Here is a 12,244-nt window from a genome sequence, read left to right on the forward strand (position 1 = left end):
GGGGGCCTGAAGGAACGGTTGATCAATGCGGGCTGAAGGCGCCGTCTCTCGCAAGAATGCACTGCGTGACCGCCTCCTGGCGGGTGCGGCGTTGCTGGCCTGTGCGCCCCTGCCCGCGATGGCCCAGACCACGCCCGCCCAGACCTCGCCGCCGGCCGTGATTCAGGACGGCCTGACGCCGGATGCGATCTATATCGAAGCCGACCAGGCCGGGCGTCAGGGCGACGTCATCAGCGCCACGGGCGAACGGGATCGGGTCTATGCCCGTTTCCAGGGGCACACCCTGCGCGGCCGCGCGGTCACCTATGACATCGCCCAGGGCATCGGCACGGCGGACGGCGACGTGGAATTGGTCGATCCCGACCGCAACACCGTCTTCGCCAGCCACCTCGAGCTCGATTCCGACCTGCGAGCCGGCGTCGCCGTCGATTTCGCCACCCGCACGACCAACGGCGCCAGCCTGATGGCCGCCACGGCAGTGCGGCGTTCCGAGAATGTGAACGAGCTGAATTACGCGCTCTTCACCCCCTGCCCGATCTGCGACGCCGAGGGCAATCCGAAGACGCCCAGTATCTCGATCCAGGCCGAGAAGGTGGTCCAGGACGAGGAGCTGCGCGCGGTTCTCTATCGCAACGCCGTGTTCAAGGTCGGCGGGGTTCCGGTTCTCTGGACGCCCTTCTTTGCCCATCCCGACCCGACGGTGGATCGGGCCTCGGGCTTCCTGATCCCGATCTTCAACTATGACGACGGGCGCGGCGTGTCGGTGGAGACGCCCTACCTGAAAGTCATGTCGCCGTCCGAGGACTGGCTGATCAGCCCGCAGTTCAACACCCGGGTCCTGCCGTTCCTTAACCTGCGATGGCGCCGCCGCTTCGCCGAGGGGACCATCGTGGCCCGCGGCGGCTATACCTATGCCCAGAGTTTCGGCGACTTCGACCTGAACGGCGATGGTCGTGCCGAGAGCAACGTCGATTTCGGCGACCGCACCAGCCGCAGCTATTTCCTCGGTTACGGCAAGTTCGACCCGGCGGGCCCCTGGCGCTGGGGCTTTACCGCCGAGCGGACCTCCGACAAGACCCTGTTCGACCGCTACGACGTCATCGACCCGTATCAGGACAACGGCCTCTACTACGGCGACCAGCGCCGGCTGATCAGCCAGCTCTACGCCGAACGCCAGACCGCGCGCTCCTATCTGTCGGTCGCAGCCTTCTCGATCCAGAGCCTGCGGGTCGCCCGGTTCAACGACGTAACCCCGGCGCTGAACGTGTTCGAGTCCGACGGCGCCCTGCCGCTCGTCGCGCCCCTGATCGACGCTCGGTGGGAGCCGGCCGGCGCCGTCCTCGGCGGCCGCCTGCGCCTGCGCGGGTCCGCCGTGTCGCTCTATCGCGACGATTATTTCGGCAGCCCCGTCCTGCGGCCCGAGATCATTCCGGTGGGCTCGACCCTCGGTCTGCCCGGTGTCGACAGCCGGCGTGTGACCGGTCAGCTGGACTGGCGCCGGTCCTTCACCTCACCCGCAGGCGTGCGCTACGAGCCGTTCGTCGATGGCCGCGTCGACGTCTATTCGGTCGCTGACCTGCCGCCGATCCTCGGGCTGAAAGACGAGACCATCACGCGCCAGCGCGCCACGATCGGCCTGGACGTCAGCTACCCCCTGATCCGCCGCCTCAGCGACGGGGCCGATCTCATCGTCGAGCCGCTCGGCCAGATTTCGATCTCGACAGATCCGGACCTCGATCCGCGCATCCCGGTCGAGGACGCCCAGACGCTGGAGCTGGACGAATCGTCCCTGTTCCGGATCGACCGCTTCCCCGGCTACGACCTGATGGAGGGCGGGGTCCGCGTCACGGCCGGGGTGCGCGCTACCGTGCGCTGGAGCGAGGGCCGGACCGCCAGCCTGTTTGTCGGACGAAGCATGCGCGACGCCGAACAGGACAACTTCCGCATCCCGATCCCCGACGCGCCGAACAACCTTTACGATCCGACCGGGCTGGCGGCCCAGACCTCCGACTGGGTGGTTCAGGGCAGCTTCCAGCCGTCCGACCGAATCCGGGGCTGGGGCCACGCAACGGTGGACGGATCTGGCGACATCCGCCGCGCCGAGATGGCCGTGGACGGCCGTTGGGGCCGTCGCAACCTGGCGACCGCCAGCTATATCGTCGACCGCTCCAATCCCCAGGATGGACCACTCAACCGCAACTACGAATTCGTGCAGTTGGCGGGCCAGCAATTCATCGCGGGAAACTGGGGCGTGGCCGTCGCCGGCATCGCTGACCTTGAACGCAACCTGATCACCCGCTCGGAAGTCGGCGTCGTGTTCGATGACGATTGCTTCCGCATCGAGGTCGGCTATCGCCGCGACAACACCCGCGTCAGCCCTACCGGCCCGTCCGGGGGTGTCTACTTCCGTCTAAACCTCGCCACTTTTGGAGGGTCAGGCTATGGATCAAACGGCTTGCGTTAGGCATGACGCGTAAAGGCGTGCGCCAACCCGGTGGAGAATCGGGGCAGCAGGCTCGAAGGAATCAGGACTGACCATGCGTTTAATGCGTTTTACGGCCGGGGTCGCGATGGCCGCGCTGGTCGCCGGTGCGGCGATTGCCCAGACCGCCCCTGCGGGTCAGGCGGCGGGCACGCTCGATCCTGCCGCCGAGCAGGCCCCCGCCACCGCCGCCGCTGCGGAACCCGAGTTCACCCTGGCGGACGGCATCGTCGCTACGGTCAACGACCAGGTCATCACCGGCTTCGACCTGCGTCAGCGCATGCTGTCGGTCATCGCCATGAGCCAGGTGCAGCCGACCGAGGAGAATATCCCGGCGATCCAGCAGCAGGCGCTCCAGGCGCTGATCGAGGAACGTCTCCAGTCCCAGGAGATCGCCAACTACGAAACCCTGAAGATCAGCGACGAGGAAGTGAATCAGGAAATCGCGGGCATGGCGCAGGAGGCCGGCACGACGCCCGAGAACTACATGGCCTTCCTGGCCCAGGGCGGCATCCGCCCCGAGGCCATGCGCGAACAGCTGCGCACCGAGATCGGCTGGCGTGAACTGGTCGGTGGTCGCTTCAACAGTCGCTCGCGCGTCAGCCGCGCCCAGGTCGATCAGACCTTGCGCCAACTGACCGAAGCCGCGTCCAAGCCCCAGTATCTGATCGGCGAGATCTATCTTGAGGCCAACCGCGTCGGCGGCCAGCAGGCGGCCGTGAACGGCGCCGAGCAGCTGGTCACCCAGATGGTCCAGGGCGCGGCCTTCCAGGCCGTGGCCCGCCAGTTCTCGGCCGCGCCTTCGGCGGCCCGCGGCGGCGACGCCGGCTGGGTCGTCCAGGGCACGGTGCAGCCGGCTCTGCAGGCCGCGCTGGACTCGCTGCAGGTCGGTCAACTGTCGCGTCCCATTCCGGTCGATGGCGGCGTCTACATCATCTACATGCGCGACAAGCGCACGGGCGCGGCGACCAGCCTGGTCTCGCTGAAGCAGGCGATGATCGAGCTTCCGGAGACCGCAACCACGGAAGAGGTCGCCGCCGCCACCCAGCGTCTCGAAGGGATCCGCGCCAGCCTGACCTGCGACAATATTTTGCAGCGCGCGACGTCGGAAGCGGGCCTGCTCGGTTCGGACCTCGGCGAAAGCGACGTGGCCAACCTGGCGCCCCAGTTCCAGCAGGTCGCTCGTTCGGCCGAGGTGAACACGGTGTCGAACCCGGTCCGCACGCCTCTCGGCATCCACCTGCTCGCCGTCTGCGGCCGTCGGGTGGGCGGCGTGGATGTCCCCAGCTATCAGGAGGTCGAGGCCCGTCTGCGGAACCAGAACCTTGCGATGCTGGCGCGCCGCTATATCCGTGACCTGCGGGCCGACTCCCTGATCGAAATGAAGTAACCGGGGTGGCGGCGGTTTCCGGCAGCGTGGGGCCGCTGGTCCTCACCCTGGGCGAACCGGCGGGCGTCGGTGCGGAGATCATCGCCAAGGCCTGGAGCGCGCTCTCGGGGCAGGCTCCTTTCGCCGTCATCGGCGACATCCGGCTGCTTGAAGCGCAAGGCGTGCCCGTGCGGGAGATCGGCGACCTGTCCGATGCGGCGACCGTCTTCGCCCGCGCCCTGCCCGTCCTGAATCATCCGGCTCCAGCGCCGATCGAGCCGGGCAAGCCCGATCCGCGCAATGCCGCCGTGGTCGCCGACTGGATCGAGCGCGCCGTGGCCCTGGCCCTGTCGGGCGAGGCGTCGGGCGTGGTCACGGCCCCCATCGCCAAGGCTCCCCTCTATGCCGCCGGCTTCCGCTTCCCGGGGCACACCGAGTTCATCGCCGAACTGACCGCCGACGCTCCCTACGCCGGGACGCGCGGGCCGGTGATGATGCTGACGGCGAAGAACCTGCGCGCCTGCCTTGTCACCATCCACGTCGCCCTGGACCAGGTGCCCGAACTGGTGACCGGGGAGCGCGTCGCCCGCACCGCCCGCGTCGTCCACGAGGTCCTGCGCCGCGACTTCGGCATCGCCCGACCCCGGCTGGCCCTCGCCGCCCTGAACCCGCATGCGGGCGAAGGCGGGGCGCTGGGCCTGCAGGAGATCACCGTCCTGAGGCCGACAGCCGAGACCCTGCGCGCCGAGGGGATCGACATCACCGATCCCCTGCCCGCCGACACGATGTTCCATGACGAGGCGCGGACGCGGTACGACGCCGCCATCTGCCTGTACCACGACCAGGCCCTGATCCCGGTGAAGACGCTGGACTTCTGGGGCGGGGTCAATGCGACACTGGGCCTGCCGGTCATCCGCACCTCGCCCGACCACGGCACCGGCTTCGACATCGCCGGCAAGGGGATCGCGCGGCCCGATAGCCTGATCGCCGCCATCCGTCTGGCCTCGGAGATGGCGGCGCGGCGAGCGGCGGGCTAACACGGCGCGGTGACCGACCTCCCCCCCCTCCGCGAATCCCTCGAAGCCCACGGCCTGCTGGCCAAAAAGAGCTTCGGCCAGCATTTCCTGCTGGACCTCAACATCACGCGAAAGATCGTCCGCCTCGCGGGGCCGTTCGAGGGCCGGGCCGTGATCGAGGTCGGTCCCGGCCCCGGCGGCCTGACCCGCGCCATCCTCGAGAGCGACGCCGGCAAGGTGGTCCTGATCGAGAAGGATCCCCGCTTCCTGCCGCTGTTGGCTGAGCTGGACACCGGCGACGGGCGGCTGACCATCGTCGAGGCCGATGCGCTGAAGGTCGATCAGGGGACGCTGGTCGAGGGGCCGGCCCATGTCGTTTCCAACCTGCCCTACAACGTCGGCACGCCCCTGCTGATCGACTGGCTGACGGGAGCGTGGACGCCTGTCGCCATGACCCTGATGTTCCAGAAGGAGGTCGCCGAGCGGATTGTGGCCGCGCCGGGCGACGACGCCTATGGCCGCCTGGCGGTCATCTCCCAGGCCGTGGCCGAAGTGAAGATCGTGATGCATCTACCGGCCGCCGCCTTCACCCCGCCGCCCAAGGTCGCCTCGGCCGTCGTCCATGTCGTGCCTCGCGCCGACCGGCCCGATGCCGCGACCCTGAAGCGGCTGGAGCGGGTCACGGCCGCCGCCTTCGGCCAGCGCAGGAAGATGCTGCGCTCCAGCCTGAAACAGCTGGGTGGCGGCGCCCTGTGCGAAGCCGCCGGGATCGACCCGGACGCCCGCGCCGAAGTCATCGACATCGCGGGCTTCCTCCGCCTCGCCGGAGCCCTCCAGTCATGAGTGAAATCGAACCCTTCCGCGCCATCGCCATCAGCCGTCTGGCCCATGCCCTGAAGGCCGAGGGGCGGTCGGTGATCCACATGGAGTTCGGCCAGCCCTCGACCGGCGCCCCGCCCGCCGCGATTGCCGAGGCGCATCGCGTGCTCGACATCGACAGCATGGGCTACTGGGAAAGCGCACCGCTGAAGGCGCGCATCGCCCGGCTGTACGACGAGCGGTATGGGGTCAGCGTCTCGCCCGACCGGCTGCTGCTGACCAACGGGGCCTCGCCGGCCCTGGTCCTGGGTCTGTCGTCGCGGTTCGCGCCCGGCGACCGGATCGCCATGGCCCGGCCCGGCTATGTCGCCTACCGCAACACGGTGAAGGCCCTGCGGATGGTCCCGGTGGAGATCGCCTGCGGCCCCGACGAACACTACCAGTTGACCGCCGCCGCACTTGATGCGCTGGAGCCTGCGCCGGCCGGGGTGATCATCGCCAGCCCGGCCAACCCGACGGGGTCGGTGATCGCGGCCGAGGAACTGACCGCCATCGCCGGGGTCTGTGCGCGCAAGGGGATCCAGATCCTGTCCGACGAGATCTACCACGGCCTCAGCTACGTCGGGCCCCAGCCGTCGCTGCTGCAGTTCGCGCCCGAGGCCATGGTGATCAGCAGCTTCTCCAAATACTGGAGCATGGCCGGGTGGCGGCTGGGCTGGCTGCTGGTCCCGCACGATCATATCGAGCGGGCCCGCGCCTACATCGGCAACCTGTTCCTGACCCCGCCGTCGCTGAGCCAGCACGCGGGCCTGGTCGCGATGGACCAGCACGCGGTGCTGGAGGGCCATATCGAGACCTACGCCCGCAACCGCACCCTGATGCTGGAGGCCCTGCCGGCCCTGGGCCTGAAGTCCATCGCCCCGCCTGACGGCGCCTTCTACATCTGGGCCGACATCGGCCACCTGACCGACGACAGCGTGGCCTTCTGCGAGCAGCTTCTGAGAGACACGGGCGTGGCCACGGCGCCCGGCGTGGACTTCGATCCCGTCGACGGCCACCGCTTCATGCGGTTCAGCTTCGCCGTCTCGACGCCGGAGATCGAGGAGGCCCTGCGCCGCATTACACCGTGGTTCGAGGCCCGATCCGCCTGACCCGGAATTGCACTCCAGAGGACAGGGTGCACAGAGTGCAAATGATTGATTACAATCAGTTGTAGCCAGACTCTGTCTTTCAGCCTGCGATATTTCTGGACTCTTCCGGGGTCCGAGCGATGCGGCCGGCCCACGCATGGACTCCGCAGAGACGAAGGCTATTCTCTCGCCGCGCAGGGAGGGGGGCCAGATGGCGAAGCTGATCTATGGTCTGAACCAGTCGCTGGACGGCTATGTGGATCACGACGGCTTCGCGCCCGACGCCGTCCTGTTTCGCCATTTCATCGAACACATGGGGCGAGTGACAGGCAGTATCTACGGCGGCCGGATGTACGAGATCATGCGCTACTGGGACGAGGATCAGCCCGAGTGGGACGATGCCGAGCGGGACTACGCCGGGGTCTGGCGCGACAGCCCGAAATGGGTCGCGTCCCGGTCGCACACGTCGGTCGGTCCCAACGCGACGCTGCTGAAGGGCAATCTGGAGACGGCGATCCGCACGCTCAAGGCGGAACAGGACGGGGAGATCGAGGTCGCCGGACCGGCCTTGGCCGCGATCCTGATGTCGATGGGGCTGATCGACGCGTATCAGATCTACCTGCACCCGGTCATACTGGGCGGCGGAACGCCCTTCTTCAAGGACGCCAGGCCGCCGCTGCGGCTCGTGGGAAACCAACCGATCGGCGAGTCGGTGGTCCGGCTGACCTACGTCCCGACCTGAGGCGCGAGGTCTCTTATCACCGTGCACCCCGGCGGAGGCCGGGGTCCAAATGGCGAACTCCTACCTACACGTTGCTCTCGGTGCGAAATCCGAGCCGACGGAATCTGTGATCTGGACCCCGGCCTTCGCCGGGGTGCACGGAGGGGAGGCGAAAAGGCGCTAGACGGCCTCGGCCAGCAGGGCCGACTGGTAATCGGCGACCCAGATGTTGCGGAACCGGCGGCTGCGTTCGGAGTGATAGATGTGGGCCAGCTCCGCATAGGAGCGGTCGAAGTCGTCGTTGACGAAGACATAGTCGAAGTCTGTGCAGTGCTCGATCTCGCCCTTGGCGTTGGCGATCCGGCGCTCGATGACGTCGTCGGCGTCCTGCGACCGGGTCACCAGACGGCGCTTCAGCTCTTCGAGGGTGGGCGGCAGGATGAAGACCCGCACGGCGTCTTCCGGGCACTTCGTCGCGATATCGCGCGCGCCCTGCCAATCAATGTCGAACAGCACGTCACGACCCTCGGCGAGGGCCTTGTCGATCGGCGCGCGCGGGCTGCCGTAGCGAGAGCCGTGGACGTCGGCCCATTCCAGGAAGGCGTCGGCATCGATCAGGCTCTGGAAGTCTTCCGGCGAGACGAAGTGATAGTCGCGGTCGGCCACCTCGCCCGGGCGGATGCTGCGCGTGGTCATCGAGACCGACAGCTCCAGCCCGCCGTGGTCGGCCATCAGCCGTCGGCACAGCGACGTCTTGCCGGCCCCCGAGGGGCTGGCGACGATCAGGAGGACGCCCCGACGGGGCGTGCGTTCATTCGACATTCTGTACTTGCTCTCGAAGCTGTTCGATGACCGCCTTCAGGTCCAGGCCTGTGGCGGTCAGCGCGGTCGTAGCCGATTTCGAACAGAGGGTGTTCGCCTCGCGCATGAACTCCTGCATCAGGAAGTCCAATTTGCGGCCCGAAGGCGGTTGATCCAGCAGGGCGCGGGCAGAGGCGACGTGTGCGGTCAGCCGGTCCAGCTCCTCGCGCACATCCGCTTTCGTCGCGAGCGCGGCGGCCTCCAGCACGATCCGGTCTTCAAGCCCCGGCGCGTCAGGCGCCAGTTCGGCCATGCGGCGGGCGAAGCGTTCGCGGACGGCTTCCGTCTGGGCGGCGGCCCCGGTCTCGGCCGTGGCGACGAGGCTCTCGATGCGGGAGACGAAGTCCTCGATCACGGGCCGCAACTGGGCGCCCTCGCGTTCGCGGGAGAGTTTCAGCGCGTCGAGCGTCTGTTCGACGGTGGCGGACATGGCGGCCTCGATCGGGGCGCGTGCCTCGGGATCCTCGGCCTCCTCGTCGATATCCAGCACGCCCCGCAGGGCCAGCAGGCCATCGGCGGAGGGCGGCGTCGCCCCCTCCTCGGCCAGCTGGTTGGCGAGCTGGAAGTAACGGGCCAGCACGGCCTCGTTGACCTTCAGGGCCGAGGCGTCGCCCTGCGCGCGGCGCGCCTGGATGCCGATCGTGACCTGACCCCGGCTCAGACGCGCCTGACCGGCCGCCTTGGCGAGCCGCTCGAGGTTGTCGAAGCCGTTCGGACCCCGGAAGCGGACCTCCAGATTGCGACCGTTGACCGAGCGCGCCTCGACCGACCAGGTCCAGCCGTCGAGGGCGCCATCGGCCCGGCCGAAGCCGGTCATTCCGGACAGGATGGGGCCTGACGACACGCTCACGGTCCGTTCGCCGGAACCGGCGGTGTGGTCGCCGGGGGCGTGGGACGCAGGGTCCGCGACGGCGTCACCGTTCCCGGCGCCTGCATGGTGATCACGGCCTCGCCGGTCACGGTGGGCGGGGCGACCGCCGCGCCTTCCGGCGCGCCCTGTCCGGGCGGCGGGGCGCCGGGAACCGCGCCGGGCGGCAGGGTCTCGGCCGGCGGGGCCTTGCCCGCCTCGATCGCCCGCCAGCGCGACACGTTCATCAGATGCTCTTCATAGGTCCGGGCGAAGGCGTGGCCGCCCGTCCCGTCAGCGACGAAGAACAGGTCCTGGGTCGTCGGCGGATTGAGCACCGCCTCCAGCGCCTGACGGCCAGGATTGGCGATCGGCGTCGGCGGCAGGCCGTCGATCAGATAGGTGTTCCAGCCCGTGTCGCGCTGCAGCTCCGACAGACGGATACCGCGTCCCAGCGGACGGCCTTTGGTGATGCCGTAGATGATGGTCGGATCGCTCTCCAGCCGCATGCCGATCCGCAGCCGGTTCGAAAACACGGCCGCGACGCGGGGCCGTTCGCGCGCCAGCCCGGTCTCCTTCTCCACAACAGACGCCAGGATCACGGCCTCCTCGGGGGTCCGGACGACGGTGTTGGGGCTGCGGGCGGCCCAGAGCTCGGCCAGATTGTCGGCGGCGTCGCGCTGCATCCGCGCGATCACCGAGGCCCGGGTCTCGCCCCGCGAGATCTCATAGGTGTCGGCCCACAGGGAGCCCTCCTCCGGGTCCTCGTCGATGGTCCCCGTCAGGATCGTCTCAGCGTTCAGGATGTCCACCGCCTGGGCCGAGGACCAGCCCTCGGGGATGGTCACGAAATGGCGCACCACCCGCCCGTCGGTCAGCAGGCCAATGACGGCCTTCAGCGAGGCGCGGGTCGGCACTTCGTACTCGCCGGCGCGCAGTCGACGATCCGCCCCGGTCAGGGTGGCGGCAGCCTTGAACATGTCGACGGACCGGATCACGCCGGCGCGCTTCAGCGTCGCGGCGATGGCCGAGACGCCCGACCCGGACGGGAGGGTGACCACCGTCGTGTCGCCTTCGCGCGCCGTCGGCCCGGGCGCGTAATAGACGCTCCATCCCCAGGCCAGGGCCGCAATCAGGAACAGGCTGAAGGTCGCGGACGCCGCCAGCAGCGCCGCCATCAGACCCGGACGCTGCCGTTTCGGCGCCCCCCCGGCGTTCGCCACGGTCAGGCGACCTTGCGGAAGATGATCGAGGCGTTGGTGCCGCCGAATCCGAAGCTGTTGGACATGGCCACATCGATCTCCATCGGCTTGCCCCTGTGTGGCACGAGATCGATGGCGGTTTCGTGTTCCGGGTCGTCGAGGTTGATCGTCGGCGGCGCGATCTGGTCGCGGATGGCCAGAATGCTGAACACCGCCTCGATGGCCCCGGCGGCGCCGAGCAGGTGTCCGGTCATCGATTTGGTCGAGGACATGGCCATGTCTTTCGCATGATCGCCGACCAGCCGCTCGACCGCGCGCAGCTCGATCCAGTCGGCCATGGTCGAGGTACCGTGGGCGTTGACGTAGTCTATGTCCTCGACCGCGATCCCGGCCCGTTTCACCGCCGCCTTCATGGCGCGATAGGCGCCGTCTCCGTCCTCGGACGGAGCGGTGATGTGCCAGGCGTCGCCCGACATGCCGTAGCCAATGACCTCGGCGTAGATCTTCGCGCCACGCGCCCTGGCGTGTTCGTATTCCTCGAGGATGACGACCCCGGCGCCCTCGCCCATGACAAAGCCGGCATGACCGCGGTCATAGGGGCGCGAGGCCTTCTCCGGCGTGTCGTTATAGGCGGTGCACAGGGCCTTGCAGGCGAGGAAGCCGGCGATACCGAGCGGCACGATGGAGCTCTCGGCCCCGCCCGCCACCATCACATCGGCATCGTCCAGCATGATCATCCGCGCCGCGTCGCCGATGGCGTGCACGCCGGAGGCGCAGGCCGTCACGACGGCGTGGTTCGGCCCCTTCAGGCCGTGGCGGATCGAGATCTGGCCGCTGGCCAGGTTGATCAGGGCCGACGGGATGAAGAAGGGGCTGACGCGGCGCGGACCGGATTCGGCCAGGATCGCCGCGCTGTCGGCGATGGGACCCAGGCCGCCTATGCCCGCCCCCATGATTACGCCGGTGCGTTCCTTGTCCTCGTCCGTCTCGGGATGCCAATTGGCGTCATTCAGAGCCTCGTCGGCCGCTGCGATGCCGAACAGGATGAAGTCGTCGACCCGCTTGCGTTCCTTGGGCGTCATGATGGCGTCGGGATCGAAGCTGCCGGGGATGTCGGGCCCGCCCCCGCCGCGACCGTCCACGCTCGGAACCTCGCCCGCGATGGTGCAGCCGAAGCCCTCGGTATCGAAGGCCGTGATCTGTCGGATGCCGGAACGGCCCTCGAGAATGCCTTTCCAGCTTAAATCGACCCCGTTGCCCAGGGGCGTGACAAGGCCGAGACCGGTAACGACGACGCGACGCATGATGTCGGGCTCCAGCTCCACGAATCCTGAATCAGAAACAGTAATGGCCGCCGGGCCTCTCCGCTAGGAGGGCCGGGCGGCCATTGACTGCCGGCTGAGCCGACCGAGGCTTAGGCCGCGGTCTTCTCGTCGATGAACTTCACCGCGTCGCCGACGGTCTGAATGTGTTCGGCGGCGTCGTCGGGGATCTCGATATCGAACTCTTCTTCGAAGGCCATGACCAGTTCGACGTTGTCGAGCGAGTCAGCGCCCAGGTCGTCGATGAAGCTGGCCTTTTCGGTGACCTTGTCCGGATCGGCGTCCAGGTGGTCAATGACGATCTTGCGGACGCGTTCCAGGGTGTCGGACATGTGTGTCTCTGCCTTCTAGAGCCGCCGGGGCGGCGTATGATGGTCTTGCCGTCTCACGACGGCTCCGCTTGCGCAAGAGGCAACGCCTCACTGACCCAACCGGTTGCTCGGCCTTTAGCACACCCCTCGGCGAGGGAAATAGG

General features: G+C 68.3%; 11 protein-coding genes. 6 read left to right on the top strand and 5 right to left on the bottom strand.

Features of this window, described 5'->3' with window-relative positions; all coding sequences use genetic code 11:
* The first annotated feature begins 25 nt into the window (after positions 1 to 25).
* The 6 genes from ACP7AU_RS08570 to ACP7AU_RS08595 all read left to right on the top strand — a co-directional run bounded on the left by ACP7AU_RS08570 (position 26) and on the right by ACP7AU_RS08595 (position 7,558).
* Positions 26 to 2,464, top strand: a complete 2,439-nt coding sequence (locus tag ACP7AU_RS08570) for an LPS-assembly protein LptD (protein ID WP_426051138.1) — start codon at positions 26 to 28, stop codon at positions 2,462 to 2,464.
* An 82-nt stretch (positions 2,465 to 2,546) separates the two neighbouring features.
* Positions 2,547 to 3,872, top strand: coding sequence for a peptidylprolyl isomerase (locus ACP7AU_RS08575; RefSeq protein ID WP_426051139.1), 1,326 nt, complete (start codon positions 2,547 to 2,549; stop codon positions 3,870 to 3,872).
* A 5-nt stretch (positions 3,873 to 3,877) separates the two neighbouring features.
* On the top strand, positions 3,878 to 4,888 hold the full coding sequence (gene pdxA, locus ACP7AU_RS08580) for a 4-hydroxythreonine-4-phosphate dehydrogenase PdxA (RefSeq protein WP_426051140.1): 1,011 nt from the start codon (positions 3,878 to 3,880) through the stop codon (positions 4,886 to 4,888).
* A 9-nt stretch (positions 4,889 to 4,897) separates the two neighbouring features.
* Complete coding sequence (gene rsmA / locus ACP7AU_RS08585; protein ID WP_426051141.1) at positions 4,898 to 5,710, top strand: 16S rRNA (adenine(1518)-N(6)/adenine(1519)-N(6))-dimethyltransferase RsmA; 813 nt, start codon at positions 4,898 to 4,900, stop codon at positions 5,708 to 5,710.
* On the top strand, positions 5,707 to 6,837 hold the full coding sequence (locus tag ACP7AU_RS08590; protein WP_426039303.1) for a pyridoxal phosphate-dependent aminotransferase: 1,131 nt from the start codon (positions 5,707 to 5,709) through the stop codon (positions 6,835 to 6,837). The genes rsmA and ACP7AU_RS08590 overlap by 4 nt, the downstream gene beginning before the upstream one ends.
* 190 nt (positions 6,838 to 7,027) lie before the next feature.
* Complete coding sequence (locus ACP7AU_RS08595; protein WP_426051142.1) at positions 7,028 to 7,558, top strand: dihydrofolate reductase family protein; 531 nt, start codon at positions 7,028 to 7,030, stop codon at positions 7,556 to 7,558.
* Positions 7,559 to 7,717: 159 nt separating this feature from the next.
* On the opposite strand, the gene gmk is transcribed toward ACP7AU_RS08595, so the two are convergent.
* The 5 genes from gmk to ACP7AU_RS08620 all read right to left on the bottom strand — a co-directional run bounded on the left by gmk (position 7,718) and on the right by ACP7AU_RS08620 (position 12,101).
* Entirely contained in the window at positions 7,718 to 8,359 is a 642-nt protein-coding gene (gene gmk, locus ACP7AU_RS08600; RefSeq protein WP_426039301.1) for a guanylate kinase, read from the bottom strand.
* Positions 8,349 to 9,215, bottom strand: a complete 867-nt coding sequence (locus tag ACP7AU_RS08605; protein WP_426039355.1) for a YicC/YloC family endoribonuclease — start codon at positions 9,213 to 9,215, stop codon at positions 8,349 to 8,351. The genes gmk and ACP7AU_RS08605 overlap by 11 nt, the downstream gene beginning before the upstream one ends.
* A 29-nt stretch (positions 9,216 to 9,244) precedes the next feature.
* Entirely contained in the window at positions 9,245 to 10,468 is a 1,224-nt protein-coding gene (gene mltG / locus ACP7AU_RS08610) for an endolytic transglycosylase MltG (RefSeq protein WP_426039300.1), read from the bottom strand.
* A 2-nt stretch (positions 10,469 to 10,470) separates the two neighbouring features.
* Positions 10,471 to 11,751, bottom strand: a complete 1,281-nt coding sequence (gene fabF / locus ACP7AU_RS08615) for a beta-ketoacyl-ACP synthase II (protein WP_426039299.1) — start codon at positions 11,749 to 11,751, stop codon at positions 10,471 to 10,473.
* A 110-nt stretch (positions 11,752 to 11,861) separates the two neighbouring features.
* The gene (locus ACP7AU_RS08620) at positions 11,862 to 12,101 is read right to left on the bottom strand and encodes an acyl carrier protein (protein ID WP_013270001.1); all 240 of its coding nucleotides are present in this window, start codon (positions 12,099 to 12,101) and stop codon (positions 11,862 to 11,864) included.
* Positions 12,102 to 12,244 lie beyond the last annotated feature (143 nt).

Origin of the sequence: Brevundimonas sp. SL161 (assembly GCF_049896985.1) — a bacterium.
GTDB lineage: Bacteria > Pseudomonadota > Alphaproteobacteria > Caulobacterales > Caulobacteraceae > Brevundimonas.